The 17,045-nt window shown below is 51.9% G+C and carries 20 protein-coding genes; 14 read left to right on the forward strand and 6 right to left on the reverse strand.

Annotation, left to right across the window (positions count from 1 at the left end; genetic code table 11):
• Nucleotides 1-68 precede the first annotated feature (68 nt).
• The 13 genes from ABNS49_RS02590 to ABNS49_RS02650 all read left to right on the forward strand — a co-directional run bounded on the left by ABNS49_RS02590 (nt 69) and on the right by ABNS49_RS02650 (nt 9,457).
• Nucleotides 69-1,154: a VanZ family protein gene (locus ABNS49_RS02590; RefSeq protein ID WP_168353627.1), complete on the forward strand. Its 1,086-nt coding sequence runs from the start codon at nt 69-71 to the stop codon at nt 1,152-1,154.
• Between the two features lie 360 nt (nt 1,155-1,514).
• On the forward strand, nt 1,515-2,096 hold the full coding sequence (rsmD, locus tag ABNS49_RS02595) for a 16S rRNA (guanine(966)-N(2))-methyltransferase RsmD (protein WP_168353626.1): 582 nt from the start codon (nt 1,515-1,517) through the stop codon (nt 2,094-2,096).
• On the forward strand, nt 2,093-3,019 hold the full coding sequence (locus ABNS49_RS02600; RefSeq protein WP_135980815.1) for an alpha/beta hydrolase: 927 nt from the start codon (nt 2,093-2,095) through the stop codon (nt 3,017-3,019). Before rsmD ends, ABNS49_RS02600 begins: the two co-directional genes overlap by 4 nt.
• The gene (locus ABNS49_RS02605; protein WP_135980814.1) at nt 3,016-3,903 is read left to right on the forward strand and encodes a CorA family divalent cation transporter; all 888 of its coding nucleotides are present in this window, start codon (nt 3,016-3,018) and stop codon (nt 3,901-3,903) included. The genes ABNS49_RS02600 and ABNS49_RS02605 overlap by 4 nt, the downstream gene beginning before the upstream one ends.
• Nucleotides 3,904-3,914: 11 nt before the next feature.
• Complete coding sequence (gene proC / locus ABNS49_RS02610) at nt 3,915-4,682, forward strand: pyrroline-5-carboxylate reductase (RefSeq protein ID WP_135980813.1); 768 nt, start codon at nt 3,915-3,917, stop codon at nt 4,680-4,682.
• A 1-nt stretch (nt 4,683) separates the two neighbouring features.
• A complete protein-coding gene (locus ABNS49_RS02615) occupies nt 4,684-5,574 on the forward strand; it encodes a LysR family transcriptional regulator (RefSeq protein WP_135980812.1) in 891 nt (296 codons plus the stop codon).
• On the forward strand, nt 5,571-6,383 hold the full coding sequence (locus ABNS49_RS02620) for an HAD family hydrolase (RefSeq protein ID WP_168353625.1): 813 nt from the start codon (nt 5,571-5,573) through the stop codon (nt 6,381-6,383). The genes ABNS49_RS02615 and ABNS49_RS02620 overlap by 4 nt, the downstream gene beginning before the upstream one ends.
• Nucleotides 6,384-6,471: 88 nt before the next feature.
• Nucleotides 6,472-7,191: a carboxymuconolactone decarboxylase family protein gene (locus tag ABNS49_RS02625; RefSeq protein WP_168353624.1), complete on the forward strand. Its 720-nt coding sequence runs from the start codon at nt 6,472-6,474 to the stop codon at nt 7,189-7,191.
• Complete coding sequence (locus ABNS49_RS02630) at nt 7,188-7,580, forward strand: cupin domain-containing protein (RefSeq protein ID WP_277820836.1); 393 nt, start codon at nt 7,188-7,190, stop codon at nt 7,578-7,580. Before ABNS49_RS02625 ends, ABNS49_RS02630 begins: the two co-directional genes overlap by 4 nt.
• Nucleotides 7,581-7,593: 13 nt before the next feature.
• Nucleotides 7,594-8,064: a flavodoxin gene (locus ABNS49_RS02635; RefSeq protein WP_135980808.1), complete on the forward strand. Its 471-nt coding sequence runs from the start codon at nt 7,594-7,596 to the stop codon at nt 8,062-8,064.
• A 107-nt stretch (nt 8,065-8,171) separates the two neighbouring features.
• On the forward strand, nt 8,172-8,312 hold the full coding sequence (locus tag ABNS49_RS02640; protein ID WP_168353623.1) for a hypothetical protein: 141 nt from the start codon (nt 8,172-8,174) through the stop codon (nt 8,310-8,312).
• A 47-nt stretch (nt 8,313-8,359) separates the two neighbouring features.
• Entirely contained in the window at nt 8,360-8,923 is a 564-nt protein-coding gene (locus ABNS49_RS02645) for an NADPH-dependent FMN reductase (protein WP_135980807.1), read from the forward strand.
• Between the two features lie 153 nt (nt 8,924-9,076).
• Nucleotides 9,077-9,457 carry a hypothetical protein gene (locus ABNS49_RS02650; protein ID WP_135980806.1) on the forward strand — a complete coding sequence of 127 codons (381 nt, stop codon included), beginning with the start codon at nt 9,077-9,079 and terminating at the stop codon, nt 9,455-9,457.
• Nucleotides 9,458-9,551: 94 nt separating this feature from the next.
• Here the strand turns inward: ABNS49_RS02650 and ABNS49_RS02655 are convergent, their stop codons facing one another.
• The 5 genes from ABNS49_RS02655 to ABNS49_RS02675 all read right to left on the reverse strand — a co-directional run bounded on the left by ABNS49_RS02655 (nt 9,552) and on the right by ABNS49_RS02675 (nt 13,841).
• Entirely contained in the window at nt 9,552-11,150 is a 1,599-nt protein-coding gene (locus ABNS49_RS02655; RefSeq protein ID WP_135980805.1) for a hypothetical protein, read from the reverse strand.
• A complete protein-coding gene (locus ABNS49_RS02660; RefSeq protein ID WP_135980804.1) occupies nt 11,143-11,862 on the reverse strand; it encodes an ABC transporter ATP-binding protein in 720 nt (239 codons plus the stop codon). The genes ABNS49_RS02655 and ABNS49_RS02660 overlap by 8 nt, the downstream gene beginning before the upstream one ends.
• A gap of 177 nt (nt 11,863-12,039) precedes the next feature.
• Nucleotides 12,040-12,939 carry a GNAT family N-acetyltransferase gene (locus tag ABNS49_RS02665; RefSeq protein WP_135980803.1) on the reverse strand — a complete coding sequence of 300 codons (900 nt, stop codon included), beginning with the start codon at nt 12,937-12,939 and terminating at the stop codon, nt 12,040-12,042.
• A complete protein-coding gene (locus ABNS49_RS02670; protein WP_135980802.1) occupies nt 12,936-13,217 on the reverse strand; it encodes a hypothetical protein in 282 nt (93 codons plus the stop codon). Before ABNS49_RS02670 ends, ABNS49_RS02665 begins: the two co-directional genes overlap by 4 nt.
• Nucleotides 13,218-13,226: 9 nt before the next feature.
• Nucleotides 13,227-13,841 carry a YigZ family protein gene (locus ABNS49_RS02675; protein WP_135980801.1) on the reverse strand — a complete coding sequence of 205 codons (615 nt, stop codon included), beginning with the start codon at nt 13,839-13,841 and terminating at the stop codon, nt 13,227-13,229.
• 185 nt (nt 13,842-14,026) lie between these two features.
• Here ABNS49_RS02675 and ABNS49_RS02680 point away from each other — a divergent pair, with 185 nt between their 5' ends.
• Nucleotides 14,027-15,562, forward strand: a complete 1,536-nt coding sequence (locus tag ABNS49_RS02680) for a nitrite/sulfite reductase (RefSeq protein ID WP_135980800.1) — start codon at nt 14,027-14,029, stop codon at nt 15,560-15,562.
• A 299-nt stretch (nt 15,563-15,861) separates the two neighbouring features.
• Here the strand turns inward: ABNS49_RS02680 and ABNS49_RS02685 are convergent, their stop codons facing one another.
• On the reverse strand, nt 15,862-17,031 hold the full coding sequence (locus ABNS49_RS02685) for an IS110 family transposase (protein ID WP_304805508.1): 1,170 nt from the start codon (nt 17,029-17,031) through the stop codon (nt 15,862-15,864).
• Between the last annotated feature and the right edge of the window lie 14 nt (nt 17,032-17,045).

Consider the following 17,045-nt stretch of genomic DNA (forward strand, 5'->3'; position numbering starts at 1 on the left):
CTAACAAAAACGTAATTCCGGCCCGCCGGCTCGCGCGATATAATCAAGGAAAAGAAAAGGAGGCAGACATGCACACTTATATCGAAGTCATTCACACCGCTCTGGTCGCGTTTCCGCTCGTGGCGGTTTTCTTCACCTTGCCTTACGTGTTGTACAACTATCATAAATACGGATCGGTTTTCTCGCTCAAAGTGCTCATCGTGTACTCGTTTATTTTATACATGATGACGGTCGTGTTTCTCGTGATTCTCCCGCTGCCTTCCCGCGCCAGCGTGGCCGCCTCGCCCGGCGTGCCGCCCAATTTCATCCCGTTCCGGTTTGTAGGCGACATTGTCGAGTACCAGAACCGGCACCATGTGCCCCTTTGGAAAAACGAAGCGTTGTTTCAAGTGCTGTTCAACGTGCTCATGTTCGTTCCCTTCGGCATGTATTTACGCTATTATTTTCGCTGTTCCTGGAAAAAAGCGATTTTGTTTTCGTTTTGCTTCTCGCTCTTTTTGGAAACGACGCAGCTTACCGGAATATACGGTCTTTACGCCAAAGCGTTTCGCATGTTCGATGTCGACGATTTGATGGCCAACACATGCGGAGGACTCGTCGGCTACGCGCTCATGAGCGGCTTTCGGTTTTTGCTGCCGTCACGGGAAAAACTCGATGAGGAAAGCTACGCCCTTGGACGACGGGTGTCCTTGTTTCGAAGAATCTTGTCCGTCTTGTGCGATCTCGCGTTTTCCAGCGGGTTCGCCGGTCTGATGAGCGTTTTGCTGCCGCACACGTTTATGGTTTGGATCGTACTTTATTTTATCGGAAGCGTGGCATGGTCGAAAAAAAGACGGACACCCGGTATGGCAATGACAAGCATGCGACTGTATTCGACGATCCCGCCCGACACGCAAACCATCGAGCTTTGGCAAATTTTCATCCGGTATTGTTCGATTTTTGCCGTTTTTTATATTTTCCCGTTCGAATTACTCGACTTGCTCGCCGTAAGCGGCCTCTTCGCGCCCATCGCCGCCATCGGGTATTTCATTTTCACGCTGGTCATCTTTTCCAAAATCGTGGAACGCCGGCCTGTCTTTTTCTCCAAATGGTCGGGAACGATCGTCGAGTCCGATATCGCCGCGCTCGAACAGCACGAGCGTGCTTTACGCTAACCGTCTTTGGACGGTTTTTTTTTGAAAACAAGAAAAAAGGCCTCCAACGAGACCTTTTTCCAAGAAAGTTTTAAGAAAGGGAATTTGATTATGAAGTGAGCTATTTCAAGCTCATCTGTATTAAACCACACCAAGTCCCTTTTGCCTATTGAAACGCTTTTCAATCGCCGCTTTTTTTTGAAAACGGTCAATACGCCGGAGAATTGGCGCGCTTTTCGCTGCGTCGCCATCGTTTCCTGGCTAAACGATCCGCTTTTGGCAGGGAAAGGGAATTCAAAAATGTAAAGGAACGTGATTTCCGGTAAAATGCGGTATAATAAAAAGAATCAACCGATACGAAAAAAGAATGGAGGAAGCAGTATGCGGATTATTTCCGGCAGCGCGCGCGGAACGAAAATCGACGCGCCCGAAGGATACGATACAAGACCGGTGACAGACAAGATTCGGCAGTCCTTATTCAACATATGGCAATGGGATATCGCCGGCAGTCATTTTTTAGATGTGTTTTCCGGCAGCGGGAGTATGGGGCTTGAAGCGCTTTCCCGTGGAGCCGATCGCGTCGTCATGATCGAAAAGGCGCCCAAAGCGCTGAAAACGATCCAGAACAATTTGAAAAAATGCCATTTTGAGCAAAAAAACGTGGAACTCATGGGAGCCAACGCGTTCAGCGCCCTCCCCGAACTGTCCCGGCGCGGCGAACGCTTCGATATCATTTATTTGGATCCGCCGTACACAGTCGACGAGATTTTCCATCCAGTCATGGAAACGCTCGGCTCGCTGCCGTTGCTCAAAGAAGACGGCATCGTTGTGATTCGAACAAAAAAAGAAAAGGAAATGGCGGACACGTACGGCTCGCTCGAGAAATACCGCGACAAGGTATACGGCATATCGAGAGCGCATTTTTACCGCCAGAAGAAGGAGGAAACGGAGGAATCCGCATGAAGAAAAACTATTTTACGATTCCGTCGTCCAGCGACGGGCTTTCGCTAAGCGTCATGACGCTGATCCCCGACCATGTGATCGGCGTCGTGCAGCTTGTTCACGGCATGGCCGAGCACAAGGAGCGGTATTTGTCGTTCATGACTTTTTTGGCAAAGCATGGTTTCGCGACCATTATCCACGATCATCGCGGGCATGGCGCCAGCGTGCCCCACGAAGACGACCTGGGGTATTTTGGCGACGAGAGCGGGCAGGCGATCGTCGAGGATGTGCACGACGTGTATTTGGCGATGAAGGCGCGCTTCCCCGATGTGCCTTACGCTTTGTTTGGCCACTCGATGGGCTCGCTTGTCGTGCGCCGCTACATCCAGTTGTATGACGACACGCTCGACGCCTTGATCGTGTGCGGCGCGCCGGGAAACAACCCTCTTGTCGACCAGGCGCTGTTTCTTGTGGAAAAACTGGAACGCCGGTTTGGCAAGCGGCATCGCTCCAGGCTGGTGGCGGCGCTCTCGACCGGCGCCTACGACCGGCAATTCAAGGGCCGGCACAAAAACCGCTGGATCAGCGCCAACGAGGACAATGTCCACGCGTTCAACCACCACGACCGCGACGGATTCACGTTCACACTCAATGGCTATAAAAACTTGTTTCAACTCGTGAAGGCGACGTACACGAACGAAGGATGGCGAAAACAAAATCTGGATTTGCCGATTTTGTTTGTCGCCGGCGAGGACGACCCTGTCATTTTGTCGGTGGAAAAGTGGAAGGAAGCCCAGCGCTTTTTGCGCCGGGAGGGATATCGCCATGTGAAAGGCATGTTGTTTGAAGGAATGCGCCATGAAATCCTGAATGAAAAAAACGGCAATTTGGTGGAAGAGGCGATTCTTGACTTTTTAAAAGACGCCGGCGGGGGACGCGAATGAGAAGGGAATGGGAAAACGACGGTCTGACCGAGGCGATCGAAGTCGTGACCTCGAAGGATTTCAAAACGGCCCACCCCGAATTGTTCGATCGGACGCTGGTCGGCAAAACCATCAATCAAATTCACTTCTGCAAAGCCAACCACTATAAAAACATCACATCAGGCAGCTTTGTCGTTCCCGACAAACGCGATCCATCGAAAGAACGAATCGTGTTCGCCTTCTGCATCGCCAGCAACACGTTGTATTTTATCGACGACACGAACAAAATCGAGTTGCTGCTAGGCAATATGCAAAAGGAATTCGAATACGCGCTGACGACGCCGATCGTGTTTTTGCTCGATTTCATGCAGTATATGATCACCGACGACGTGTACTATTTGCAGAAATTTGAAATGCGGCTCTCGCAGCTCGAAGAACAGCTCAAGCATGGCATCGCCAAAAATCTGGATCAAAACATCATGAGCATGCGCAAAGATCTCAACAGCCTGGGCATGTATTACGAGCAGCTCTCGGATTTGGGAGAAACGCTCGAGCAAGTCGTGCTTCAGGAAAAAGACGAGCTCGCCAACAATCTGCTTTCACTGTACAACACGCGGGTCGGGCAGCTGTATTCCATGGTGCAAACCATCAAGGACTACGCTTCGCAGCTTTCCAACTTGTCGCAAAACATCATGGCGGCCAAACAAAACAACATCATGCAGTTTCTCACCGGTGTCACGACAATCTTTTTGCCCATGACACTCGTGACCGGATGGTTTGGAATGAACTTTCGCTATTTGCCGTTTATTTACACCCGCGCCGGATTTATCGGCACCTGCGTGTTTTGCGTCCTCGTGCTCGTTGTGGAAATCATCATCTTCCGCAAGAAAAATTTATTTAAGTAAGGAGAATAACGATGAAAATTGGAATGATTGGATTTGGGAACATGGCGCAAGCCATTTACCGGGGCCTGGAAGGGAAAAGCGTCGTAAAACCCGACGACGTGTATGTATGCGCCGCCCACTATGACACGCTGCGCCAGCGGGCCGAACGCTATGGCGTGCACGCGTGCGAAAGCGCCCAGGACGTCATCGACCACAGCGAGCTTGTCGTGCTCGCCGTCAAACCGTACCAGGTCGACGACGTGTGCGCCGGACTCGATTTCAAAGGACGGATCGTCGTTTCCGTCGTGGCGGGAAAGCCATTCGCGACACTTTGCGAAATCGTCAAAAACGGCGCCCTGCTTTGCACGATTCCTAACACACCCATCGCGGTGGGGCAGGGCATCGTGCTCGTCGAGTCGAACACGAACTGCACCGGGGAACAATGGAAACGCTTTGAGCAGCTGTTCGCGCCGATCAGCCTCATTGAGCGAATCGAACCCGAGCACATGTCGATCGCGATGGTTTTGGCCAGCTGCGCGCCCGCGTTCACGGAAATGTACATGGAGGCGCTGGGCGACGCCGGCGTGAAGTACGGCTTGAAACGGCAAAGCGCCTACGCACTGGCCGCCAAAATGATCGAAGGGGTCGGGGCGCTCTATTTGGCCGAACAGGACCATCCCGGCGCGATGAAAGACGCCGTCTGCTCGCCGGGCGGCACGACGATCAAGGGCGTATGCGCCTTAGAACAAAGAGGCTTTCGCGGAACGGTGATCGCAGCCGTCGACGCGATCGAACAATGATATGGAGCTGCGGGTCCTCCGGTATTTTTTGACGGTCGCCCAGGAAGGAAGCATTTCGGGGGCGGCCCAGACGCTTCATCTCACCCAGCCGACGTTGTCGCGCCAGCTGCACGATTTGGAAATCGAGCTGGGCGTCAAGCTTTTTAACCGCGGCAAACGCGAAATCACGCTCACCGAAGCGGGCGCGCTGTTTCGGGAACGCGCCGCCGAAGTCGTCGCCCTCGTCGACAAGACGACAAGAGAATTCGTCCAAATTGGAGGGCAGGTTTCCGGCACCATTCACGTAGGCTGTATCGAAAGCATGGGCTCAGCGCTGCTGGCCCGCATCATCGCGGCGTTTCACAAGCGCTATCCGCTCGTCCGCTTTCATCTCTACAACAACTTTACCGACGACTTAAAGTGGCGGCTCGAGCAGGGATTGCTCGATGTTGGTCTGCTCATGGAGCCAACCGACATCGCCCGCTTTTCCTTTTTACGCTTTCCCGTCGAGGAACGGTGGGGCGTCACGGTGTCCGTCGACGATCCGCTCGCAACTAGGGAATCCGTTCTCGCGTCCGATTTGGAAAAGCGCGCCTTGATCCTGCCGGTGCGGGAGGCGGTGCGCCGCGAGGTGCTCAACTGGTTTCAAAAAGAGGAAAACGAGTTGAACATCGTGTGCGAGGAAGCGCTGTTCTCCAACGTCATGTATTTGGTGGAGGAGGGTATGGGATGCGCCATCGGCTTGGAAGGCGTCGTGGGCGCCGTGCAAAATCCGTATTTGGCGTTTGTGCCGTTTCATCCGCGCAAAAACACCCGCAGCGTCCTCGTATGGAAAAAGAACCGGACCGAAAGCGCGTGCGTGAAGCTGTTTCTGGATTTTTGCGCCTCGTATATAAAGGAGAATTTCGTATGATCAAATTGCTGGCCGTTGACATGGACGGCACGTGCCTGGATCCGTTTTCGCGTTTTTCCAGCCAAAACCTCGCCGCGCTGTACCGCGCCAAAGCGGCCGGGATCGAAATCGTGCCAACGACCGGACGGGCACTCGACTGCCTGCCGCACGTTCTCAAAGCCCATCCCGACTTGTTTCGTTACGTCATCGCATCCAACGGGGCGCTCGTGCGCGACATGCGCCGCGGGCAGGATGTGTTTCATACGCGGATCCCGCCGTATTTGGTGGAGGAAATCATCGACGCGTTTCAAAACACGAGCGTGAAGCCGGCCGCCCACATCGTGGGACAGTACTGGGTGCATGGCCAATGGATGAAAGCGCAGGGACGCCTCGTCTTTGGCAAGGACGCGAAACAATCCAAAGCGGCCGGAAATCTATACGATGTGCTGCGCGAGCAAAAAGCGTACGTCGAGGAGATCCAGCTGTACTTTCTTTCCCCGAAACAAAAGCGGCTCGTGCAAAAGAAGCTGGAAGGACTGGTCGAGCTGCACGCCGCCTACACGAGCGCGTATGTCGAGATCTTCGATCAAAACAGCTCGAAGGGCAAGGCGCTCCAGCGGCTGGCCCGCCATCTTGGCTTGCAAACCGGGGAGATCGCCTGCGTTGGCGACGGCGAAAACGACGTGTTCATGTTCCATGTGGCGGGGATGTCGTTCGCGATGGGCAACGCGAAGCCGGCGGTAAAAAAAGAAGCGGACTTTGTGACGGGAACGAACCGGGAGCATGGGGTCGCGCAAGCTGTGGATCGTATTTTACATACCATGCCTTAAAGGCATGATACGCCATTGGAAACGGGCATTTTACATCGACCCGTTTCTTTTTTATAGTAAAGGTACGAAATCCAAGGAGGGCAATACGATGTTTGAGGAAAGTATGAAAACCAATCACGCCGCGCTGGCGCGAAAAAATGAACAAATGATAGACCGGTGGCTGTATTTCACATCCGAAAAATCCGCGCTGGACGAGAAGACGCGCTGCATGGCGGTTTTGGCGGCGCTGCTTGGCTGCCAGGGAATGGACGAGTTTGAGCGGATGGTTCCTGTCGCGCTAGACTGCGGGGTGTCGCCGGTCGGGATCCAGGAAATCGTCTACCAGGCGACGGCGTATTTGGGTATGGGCCGGGTGGCGCCGTTTTACACGCTTCTCGACCGCATCTTTGATGCCCGCTCGATTCAAATCGAAGACGACCGGCAAACGACGATGCTGGAAACCCGCCTTCGCCAAGGCAACGACATCCAGATCGCGTATTTTGGTCCGCAAATGAAAAACACGTGGGAAAAAGGAGGCGATCGGGCGCGCGTCAACGAATGGCTGGCGTCGAACTGTTTTGGAGATTACTACACCCGCAAGGGATTGACGGATTCGATCCGGGAAATGATCACGTTTTGTTTTATTATGGCGCAGGGCGGCTGCGAGAACCAGCTGCGGGGCCATACGAATGGCAACTTGAACGTGGGCAACTCGAAGTCGTTTCTCATCGCGGTCATCGAAGCGTGCGTGCCGTGGATTGGCTATCCGCGCAGCCTGAACGCGTTTGCCATCGTCGAGGAAGTATGCAAAGGGGAAGAGAAAAAATGAAAAGCATTTTCAAGCGAGGAGAAGTCAATCCATATGGAAAGTTCTTTGATGGAACGAGCTATTTGAACATGTTGAATACGGAAAACATCAGTGTGGGCGATGTCATCTTCGAGCCGGGATGCCGCAACCACTGGCACATCCACCACGCAAAAAACGGTGGCGGACAGATCCTGCTTTGTCTGGCCGGCCATGGCTGGTACCAGGAGGAAGGCAAACCGGCGCAGGCGCTGGAAGCGGGCAGCGTGGTGCGCATTCCGGCCAATGTCAAGCACTGGCATGGCGCCACGAAAGACGACTCGTTCGAGCACATCGCCATCGAGGTGCCGGGCGAGGAAACGAAAACCGAGTGGTGCGAGCCGGTGGACGAGAAAGCGTATTTGGCGCTGTGAAAGGAGAATGCGTATGACAAACAAACTGGTGGCTTATTTTTCGGCGACAGGAACGACAAGACAAAAGGCGCAGCAGCTTGCCGGGGCGCTGGGAGCGGATGTGTATGAAATCGTCCCGAAACAGCCGTATACGAACGCGGATCTAAACTGGATGGACAAAACGTCGCGTTCTTCATTGGAAATGAACGACCCGGACAGCCGTCCGGAAATCGCGGACAACGCCATCGACGTATCCACGTACGATACGATTTATGCCGGCTTTCCGATTTGGTGGTATGTCGCCCCGCGCATCATCGGGACGTTTTTGGAGGCGCATGATTTTGCGGGCAAGCGCATCGTGCTGTTCGCCACGTCGGGCGGCAGCGGGTTTGGCCAGGCGGTCGACGAGCTGAAACCGCTTGTGGCGGCTTCGACGACGATCGAGGAGGGCGCGCTGCTCAACGTCCCCGTGTCGGACGAAAAACTGAAAGTCTTGTTCAAGTAAGCGGAGCGATCCGCTTTTTTGTATGCGGTTTCATGAAAAGAGCACATCGTTTTTCTTTTTTTAACGAATTGGATATAGTAGAGCCAGAAAAATCAAGGAGGACAAACATGATGAATCAACCATTTCAAATCAATGCGGACGAAGTGCTTGCCCGCTATATGACAGAAGAAAAGGAAGAACAAGTGAAGACGCTTGTGCAAGTCGACCCGTCTGGGATCGTGCGGCACACAGTGCTTTCCGAGAGTTAAAACAGCAGTGGCGTGATACGATAAAAATACAAGGGAGAATCAACTCTATGACAACAATGAAAAAAATCACGATCCTCATTGGATCGCTGCGGAAACACTCGCTCAACCGCCAGCTTGCCGACATGGCGCAGGCGGCGCTGCAAGGAAAGGCGGAATGCGTCGTGTTCGATCCGGCCGAAATCCCCCTCTTCGACCAGGATCATGAATTTCCGGCCCCGGAAAAAATCAAACGGATGCGCGACGCCATCCATGAAAGCGACGGCGTGTGGATCTTCACGCCCGAATACAACGGCCAGCTGCCGGGCGGCTTGAAAAACGCGCTCGACTGGCTGTCCAGACCACTCAAGGAAAACGATCCGGACTGGAAAGACACGGCGGTATGGGGCAAGAAAGCGACCATGTCCGGTGTTGGCGGAAAGAACGCGACGAAATCGGTGCAGGAACAGCTGTTGTCCCTGCTCAAATTTATGGGCATGGACGTGATGACGCAGGATCGGGCGCAGATTGCGATGTCGCCGCAGACGATGGAAACAAGCGATTTGGCTTTGACCGAAGGGGTCCATGAAGCCATCGACGCCCAGGCGCGAGCCTTTCTGGAATTTTTGAAGTAAAAATAGAAGAAGAAATCGACGTCATCGTAAAAACGAGGCGTCTTTTTGCATGACATTCCACTATAATGGCCAAGTATTCCATTTCGTTTTTGTATAAATATATTCTGTTATTATTGTTGAAGTGAATAAAAAACGAAGAGAGGAGCAGTTGAAATGATATTACCGGATACGATCCGATTTGATTCGGTTATTTTTGATCATCAAAATCAAACGTTTGAAATATTGAATGGATCCGTTGGTGTTCATCCATATAAGGAAATCGAGCGGGTCGCGGTATTGAATGAAAACGCGAAATATCGCGGGAAACGGCCGCCTTTTACAGCCCTTTTACCGGGTGCCGGCTTACCGGCGGGCATCTTTTCCCATCCATATATGTTTGTAGGTGTCAAGGTTGTTTTGAAAGAGGAAACCATTTTAGGGATTTACGTCTCGAAACAAAAAAAGATGTTGAATACGGATCAATATGTGCGCGACAGAAAAATCGCGAATGAAATCGAACAGGTTTTTAAGGCGATCATGCGCCTTCAAAAATAAGGAGTAGACGGTTCACCAATCGAAGGGAACCGTCTTTTTCCTTCTTTCTTGAAAAAAGGAAGATGCCATGAACGACATCTTCCTGCAAGGATATTTATATTTTCATCAAATGCTTGATGACCAGCTTTGGCGTGATGATGCCAAAGACCACGATGAGTCCGACAAGAACAAGCCCCGCCACGATTGTGTACACCGTCAAGTTGTCGATGAGAAAAAATAAACCGACAAACAAGGCGAGAACGAGCCACGACACGAAAAGCTCCGCCATGACGTTCATGTTGTTTTTGACAGCCTGCGTTTCGTCCTCCCAGTTGAGCTTTGGATGCAGTCCGTCGATCAGGATCGCGATCTGGTTGATAAGCACCGTTGACAGCAGGGCGCCCAGCACGAACATCAAGTCGTAATACACCGGATATGTGAAGATAAAGTGGGCCAGAATGACGATGATAATGGTTCCCAGCAAGGAGAACGCGATGCCGATGCCCATTTTGGCAAGGATCTGTTTTTCCATCGCCAGCGGAATGTACTTCACGAAATCCAGATTGCGTCCCTGTCTGGAAAAGGCGGTGCCACTAATGCCGTTGACGGAGCCAAAAAAGAAGCCACTGCCCGCCCCGAGCAAAAACATGAAGATCCACAAGTTGAACATATCCGCCAGCGGCAGGGCTTTGGCCATGGGCAGCAGTTCGCGGATTTGCGGATTGATCACAAAGACAAGCACGAGCACGATGGGCATGATGAAGGCGCCCAGCACGCAGTTGGACAAATACGCCGGGGTGCGCACGAGCTGTTTGAGCTCCACGCTCATATAGCTTGCCAGTGCGCCCTGCTTGCGAATCGTCTTGCGCTTTCCTTTTTTTTGCGCGCCCTGGCTCATTGAAAGCACCGTTGGCAAATACAGCTTTTGGGCGCATACGAAGAACAGCGCGCCCAGCGCCACGATGATTGCCACGTTGACAAGCAGCGAAACGAACGAGCCGTCGACGATGCTTTGCGCCGCGCTCGGCACATGGAAGAACAACTTGGTCGCCATGCCAAGCAAAACCGGGCTTTGGGTCATCAGATTCATGACGACTTCGCCATCGCTGGCCGACACCATGTTGCTCATAACGCCCACACTCACACCAAACACGATGCCCAGCAAGCCAAGCACGAGGTTGAAGCGGTCCTTGTTGGCGAAAAACGGCATGAACCGCATGACGAGCATCGTCAAAACGCTCATGACAAACAAAGGCGGCAAAATGTTCAAAAACAGCTGCAGCACAAACATCACGATGCCAACGATTTGAGTCGGATGCGTCTGGATGAACGCGACAAGCAGCGGCAGCAGCGCAATCAGGCTGATCGTCAGGCACGAAATGTAGTTGATGACGAATTTCGCCGCGACAATCGTCCACGATGGCACGGGGAGCACAAGCAGTTTGGGTACGTCGTTGGAAAAGTAAAACGAGCTGGCGAAGGTGAACAGCGCCGTCCACAATACGAGCATCGCCGTCGCGACCAGAAACATTTCAAGCCACATCAAGTCGAAGCGGGAGGCGAACATGTCCACGCTGCTTGTATACAGTATCCAAAGCAAAGGCAGGATGGATACGATGATCAGGGCGCCCAGCGCGAGCGTCTTCGCTTTTTTCTTTCCAAGCGAAAGGCTGTTTTTGAGCAGCGCTTTCGTCAAAACCGCAAAATTACGCATGGGACACGACTCCCAGGAAAATTTGCTCCAGACTTTCGCCTTCGTGCATCGCCTTCAAGTGGTCGAGCGTGCCGTCGTATTTGATTGAGCCGTCGCTAATCATGATGATTTTGTCGCACAGCTTTTCCGCCACCTCGAGCACGTGGGTCGAGAAAAAGACGGTGTTGCCCGCGGCCGCGTGCTGTTTCATCTTTTCCTTTAAAATGTAGGAGCTTTCCGGATCGAGGCCGGTCATTGGCTCGTCCAGGATCCAGATGCTTGGATTGCACACAAGCGCGGCGATGATGATTGCTTTTTGGCGCATGCCGTGCGAGTAGCTCGCCATTTGGGAGTCGAAGTCGTTTTCCAGCTTGAAGTCGCGCACAAGCTCGTCGATCCGCTGCTTGCGCTCGTTTTGGCCGATATCGTAAATGTCCGCCATGAAGTTGGCGTATTCGCGGCCTGTCAGGCGCAAAAAGAGATCGGGCGAATCGGGAACCAGGGTGAACTGGCGCTTGGCCTGGATCGGATCGGTGGCGATATTGATGCCGTTGAGCGTGATCAGTCCTTGATCGGGCGCGAGAACGCCGGTCATCATGTGGATCGTCGTCGTTTTGCCGGCGCCGTTGGGGCCGATAAAGCCTGTAATGCAGCCGGCCGGAATATCAAAAGAAATATGATCGACTGCGACTTTCGAGCCGAATTTTTTGGTGGTGTTTGAAATTTGAATCATAATCATTCCTCCGTGTTCAACAGTAGCACGGTTTTCGACACTTTAAATCAAGTGGTCGCCGGCTTTTGGCGACTGGTTCGATTTGAAAGCCAAGTGGTACTGTATTACACGAATAATACACCTTGCGCTCTTTGGACGCAATCCGGGAAAGAAAATAAAAAAGCGGTATGAAAACCGCTAAAGCAATCCAAACCACATGGGCCGGTCCAAATCTTTGAATGCCTGATTTTGCTCCGCCTGTGAAAACGTGGCGAACAGTTTCGGATTGTTCGCCCGGGCGAGAACCGTTTCCTTTTTCCGCCACTTCAAGTTCGGGTACAGCTTTTCCAGTCGCTCGTGCTCGGATGTGCGCACGTAAATTTTGTCGCTGATCAAGCTCAAATTCGAGAAAAGCGATTCCAGGGCGTCCGAATTCAAATAAATCAGACACTCGATCCGGATGACGTGCTCGTGCACCGTGTAGATGGCCAGTCCGTTGGGCTCGTAATGGTCGTCGTACATAATGTCGATTTTTTTGCGGGCGGCGTGCAAGTACGCCAGCTCGTTTTCAAACTGGGCGCGCGTCAGCACGATCGAGCCGTCGAAATGACGAATGAATTTTTGATACAGCGGGTACAAGTCGAAAGCGGGCCGGTATTTTCGGGTGCGCGCGAACCGCTGCTCCTCGATGCGCGAAACCGGCAGCGTGTATTCTTTGATGAAGGCGACAGGTTCCAGCGATTCGCCGCGGAAGATCTTTGGTGTCATCGTTTTGACAAGCGAGACGAGATCGTTGCACGACGCCTTGGCGCAAAAGGCCGAGAGCAGTTGCTTGAAGTAGCCTTGATCGCGCTGGTCCTGCGCGGTCAGCGCCAGCTCGATGACGCTGGCGGTCGCGTTTTTGCCTCGGTAGCGCAAGGTGCGCTTGGCGTATTGCAGGCAGGAAACGATTTGATCGTCTTCCAGCAAAAGGAACATATGTTTCGGGTCGAATTTGTAGGTGAACCACGCGTCGATTTCCGCGTCTTTGGCGTACCACCACCGGCGCAGGAACCGATAAAGCTGTTTTTCACGTCCAAGAGCGGTTTGTACGATCATGGGCGCTCCTCGTCCTTTTCCTCGTATTCGACATATTCGACATCAATGGCGTCGGGCCGTTTTTCGCGGGTCTGCACCTTTGGCTGCTCCGGTTCCTCGCTGGTGAAATACGATTCGTATTGGCGGGTGAACTCGCTTTCGCGCTTGTTTTTTTGCAGCGCGCGCCGCACAGCGCCCAAAACGGAAACGATGATCAAAAACGGAATGAGAATCGGCAGCATGTAAAAAGCGAACATGAACAAGCCGATCAAGATGAGTATAATTAAGAAAAATTCCATAGTGCGTATTTATCCTCCGGTTGTTGGAACGGCGCTTTCGCGTTCGGTTTCGCCGACATAGTCGATTTGAATGCGGCCGGATGCCAGCTCGTTGAGCGCCGTGTCGATGTTTTCTTTGACGCAAAAATGATAAACCACTTCGCTTTGATAATCCTTTGAAATGACTTCGATGCCGCGGGTGCGGAAATACGCGTCGAAACGGCCGATCAGGCTGTAGTCGAACGCGATCCGATACGTCTGGAGCGTTTGCGCTTCGACAAGCGAAGCCTGCTCGAGCGCCAGTTTGACGCTGTCCGTGTAGGCGCGAACCAGTCCGCCTTTGCCAAGAAGCGTGCCGCCGAAATACCGCACGACGACCGCCACGATATCGGTCATGCCCCGGCTTGTCAGCACGTCGAGCATCGGATGGCCGGCGGTGCCGGCTGGCTCCCCGTCGTCGTTGGAGCGGACGATCGGACCAATCACCAGCGCGGTGCAGTGATGGCGGGCGTCGGGATGCGTCTTTTTGACGAGTTTGATAAACGCCCGGGCCTCGTCCTCGCTGTCGGTTCGGTGCAAGTAGGTGATGAATTTGCTTTTTTTGACCTCGATCGAGTGTTCCACATCATTTTTGAGTTTCGGCATATATTAATACTAGCAAACTTTCCTGGGCAATTCCAATGCAAAATCGTCAGAAACGGACGGGAGGGCTCTTTTTTTTGGGCATCGGTTCGATTCGGACAACGTCCTAAAATTTTCCGTTCTTTTGCGGGAACTTGGGATGGAACCTATGATATGATGACAATAGAAATTCAGGAGGCTTTTTAACAATGAATAAAGAATGGATCGAATTATACGATAAGGAAATCGAAAAATTTGCCGAACAGACGAAGGCGTTCCACGATCAGGAGATGACCCGGAAAGAATACAAGGGAATTTCCGGCGGAATGGGTTCGTACGCGCAGCGCGACGCCAACGAGCATATGGTTCGTTTACGGATGAACGGTGGCGACCTGACGCAGGATAAATTAAAATTTCTAGTCGATACGATTGACCGTTACGACATCAAGCGTCTGAAACTTTCAACTTGCCAAACCGTGCAGCTGCACGATTTAAAATACGACCAGGTCGCGCCCATCATCCGGGAGGCGATTGACGCCAAGATTTACACGAAGGCGGGCGGCGGCGACAATCCGCGCAACGTCATGTGCTCGCCGTTGTCGGGCGTGGAAAAAGGCGAACCGTTCGACGTGATCCCGTACGCGACGGCGGTGGCCGACTACACGCTGTCGATTTGCCGCGACTTCAAAATGCCGCGCAAGCTCAAGATCGCGTTCTCGAACGGCGTGGACGATTCGGTGCACGCGACGTTCCGCGACATGGGCTTTGTCGCCAATGACGACGGCACGTTCAAGCTGTATATCGCCGGCGGTCTTGGGGCCAACCACAGCAAAGGCGTGCTCGTGAAGGAAAACGTGCCGGCCGAAGATGTGTTGTACTATGTCCGGGCGATGATCGACTTGTTCTGCCAAAACGGAAACTATGAAAACAGGGCGAAGGCGAGAACGCGCTATTTGCAGGAAAGCATGGGCGCCGACAAGCTGAAAGAGGAGTTTTTGCGCCTGGCCGGCGAATTGAAAGCGGCGGGCGGCCACGATTTGCACATCGAACCGAAGAAAATCGACAAGAAAGGCGACGGCGCGATCGAGGGCAGCCGGATCGTTTCGCAAAAACAGGAAGGGCTGTACGCGGTCGAGTACCATCCAATCGGGGGCGATTTGCCGGTCGATCTGCCAAAGAAGCTGCTGGAAGCGCTCAAGGACATGCCGGATGTCGAGTGCCGCATTGGCGCCGACGAGACGATGTACTTTGTCAACTGTACCGCCAAAGAGGCGCAAAAGCTGCTTGACTTGACGGAAGGCGCGGCGCAGACGGCGTTCGAGCACTCGGTCGCTTGCATTGGCGCGGCGGTTTGCCAGCAAGGACTGCGCAACTCGCAGGCGACGCTGAAGGCGTGCATCGACGCGTTGCGCGACCATCCAAAAGCGGCGGCCGCCTTGCCAAAAGTCCGGATTTCGGGATGCGCGTCGAGTTGTTCGGCGCATCAAATTGGCTCGCTGGGCTTCCAGGGCTTTGTGAAAGTCGTGGATAAGGCGCCACAGCCGGCGTTCCGGATGTTTGTTGGCGGCAGCGACGCGATCGACGACGTCCAGTTCGGGGATTTTGTCGGCGTCGTGCTGGAGAAGGACATGCCGGCCATGTTCGTCGAGCTTGGCGAGGCGTGCGTCAACAGCGGCAAGCCTTGGGATCGCTTTGTCAAGGAAAACCGTGACGAAGTCGTGGAAATCGCGAAACACTACGCTTAATTTTCAACAAGACGACGCTTCGCTTTGGCGGGGCGTTTTTTGCGTGGAAGGCAAAGGAATGGACAAAAACGGAAAAAGGTGTTGCGCTGGCGGTAAAATTCATGTAAATAAATATTAAGCGTATAGAAGACTTTAAATAAAAAAGACAACTATATAGGAAGTCAAGTATAAAATTATGAAATAGTTTGAAATATTATTGCTTGATTTGTTGTCGATTTGATCTTTGAAATTGTAAAAATGTGTACACTAAAAAGAACTATGGGGAAATAGCTTTTTTAAAGATGACTTTGACTTATTTATTATCGTAAAAGGGCTGGATCAAATTCTTTGCCGGTCGTCAAAATATGATAGATTATTCGAAGCAGTTTACGCACGCAGTGGCCTTGAGCACAAAGGTGGGACTTACCTTCTGCTCGCTTCTTTGCATAGTATTGATTGAATACCGGATTGAAGAGGATTACTGCCTGAATCGTTTTATAAAGTGTTGCTCTTAGATACTTTGACCCTTTCTTTTCTAACCTTGTTCGTGCCATACTATAGGTACCCGATTCATATACAAATGGATTGGTTCCTGACAGTTTGATGATTTGTTTGGCACTTTCATATTTGGAGAAATCGCCGATCTCTGCCAGGATAGACATCGCTGATATGTGTGAGATACCAGGGATGGCAAGAATGGGAGAGTTTAGTTGTCGGCTGAACTCTTCTATTTTTTTCTCAACAGCCTCTAGGTTTGAATTGATCTTTTCGATCATCTCCACAGTCTGCCGGATTTCTATTTCCATTGCGAAATTAGAATGACCGATCGATTGTTTGGCTGCAGATTTGAGCTCTTCCGCAGTGATAGAAACGCAGCGTCCTCTATCTACGATCAAAGCTTTCCGAAGAGTTCGTATGTCTGTAGAAGCAATGTTTTCGGCACTCTGAAAGTCATGGAGAACCTTTAAATAGGTATTTGAATAAGCGGTAGAGAACAAAGAATCAAATTCCGGAAAAGTGATATCGATCAACTTCTTCAATCGATTTTTGTAGATATTACTGGATTTGGTCAGGTGCAGACGATAGCGAGTAAGCTCGCGAATCTCATGATAAGAGAAATGATCATCTTTGATGATTCGATAAAGTCTAGGCATTGCCAAGGCAGAACCAATCGTAACCGAGTCTAGTTTGTCGTTCTTGGCTTTACCAAAAGCCAAGCGAATATGATTGGTAGCTAAAGGATTAAGCATGGCCACTTTCAATTCTTTGGATAAAAGAAAACGTTGAAGATTATCGCCATAATGGCCAGTATCTTCCATACCGATAATGTAATCATCATTGGTGAAAGAGGAAACGGTAGATAAAAACAATTGGAAACCAATGATATCGTTATTGAAGTCAAAAGGTTCAACGTAAACGACACCATCATTATCAATGACAGAAGCTGTATGTTTGAATTTACTGACATCGATGCCGATCAAATAGCGCATAAGAGCACCGTCCT

The organism is uncultured Dubosiella sp., assembly GCF_964018005.1.
GTDB classification, from domain to species: domain Bacteria; phylum Bacillota_I; class Bacilli_A; order Erysipelotrichales; family Erysipelotrichaceae; genus Dubosiella; species Dubosiella muris.

Coding starts and splice junctions, on each gene's coding strand:
- ABNS49_RS02620 (WP_168353625.1), top strand. CDS start 5,571: ATGATCAAATTGCTGGCCGTTGACATGGACGGCACGTGCCTGGATCCG.
- rsmD (WP_168353626.1), top strand. CDS start 1,515: ATGCGGATTATTTCCGGCAGCGCGCGCGGAACGAAAATCGACGCGCCC.
- ABNS49_RS02615 (WP_135980812.1), top strand. CDS start 4,684: ATGGAGCTGCGGGTCCTCCGGTATTTTTTGACGGTCGCCCAGGAAGGA.
- ABNS49_RS02640 (WP_168353623.1), top strand. CDS start 8,172: ATGATGAATCAACCATTTCAAATCAATGCGGACGAAGTGCTTGCCCGC.
- ABNS49_RS02670 (WP_135980802.1), bottom strand. CDS start 13,217: ATGGAATTTTTCTTAATTATACTCATCTTGATCGGCTTGTTCATGTTC.
- ABNS49_RS02665 (WP_135980803.1), bottom strand. CDS start 12,939: ATGATCGTACAAACCGCTCTTGGACGTGAAAAACAGCTTTATCGGTTC.
- proC (WP_135980813.1), top strand. CDS start 3,915: ATGAAAATTGGAATGATTGGATTTGGGAACATGGCGCAAGCCATTTAC.
- ABNS49_RS02590 (WP_168353627.1), top strand. CDS start 69: ATGCACACTTATATCGAAGTCATTCACACCGCTCTGGTCGCGTTTCCG.
- ABNS49_RS02605 (WP_135980814.1), top strand. CDS start 3,016: ATGAGAAGGGAATGGGAAAACGACGGTCTGACCGAGGCGATCGAAGTC.
- ABNS49_RS02685 (WP_304805508.1), bottom strand. CDS start 17,031: ATGCGCTATTTGATCGGCATCGATGTCAGTAAATTCAAACATACAGCT.
- ABNS49_RS02660 (WP_135980804.1), bottom strand. CDS start 11,862: ATGATTCAAATTTCAAACACCACCAAAAAATTCGGCTCGAAAGTCGCA.
- ABNS49_RS02650 (WP_135980806.1), top strand. CDS start 9,077: ATGATATTACCGGATACGATCCGATTTGATTCGGTTATTTTTGATCAT.
- ABNS49_RS02645 (WP_135980807.1), top strand. CDS start 8,360: ATGACAACAATGAAAAAAATCACGATCCTCATTGGATCGCTGCGGAAA.
- ABNS49_RS02630 (WP_277820836.1), top strand. CDS start 7,188: ATGAAAAGCATTTTCAAGCGAGGAGAAGTCAATCCATATGGAAAGTTC.
- ABNS49_RS02625 (WP_168353624.1), top strand. CDS start 6,472: ATGTTTGAGGAAAGTATGAAAACCAATCACGCCGCGCTGGCGCGAAAA.
- ABNS49_RS02635 (WP_135980808.1), top strand. CDS start 7,594: ATGACAAACAAACTGGTGGCTTATTTTTCGGCGACAGGAACGACAAGA.
- ABNS49_RS02680 (WP_135980800.1), top strand. CDS start 14,027: ATGAATAAAGAATGGATCGAATTATACGATAAGGAAATCGAAAAATTT.
- ABNS49_RS02675 (WP_135980801.1), bottom strand. CDS start 13,841: ATGCCGAAACTCAAAAATGATGTGGAACACTCGATCGAGGTCAAAAAA.
- ABNS49_RS02600 (WP_135980815.1), top strand. CDS start 2,093: ATGAAGAAAAACTATTTTACGATTCCGTCGTCCAGCGACGGGCTTTCG.
- ABNS49_RS02655 (WP_135980805.1), bottom strand. CDS start 11,150: ATGCGTAATTTTGCGGTTTTGACGAAAGCGCTGCTCAAAAACAGCCTT.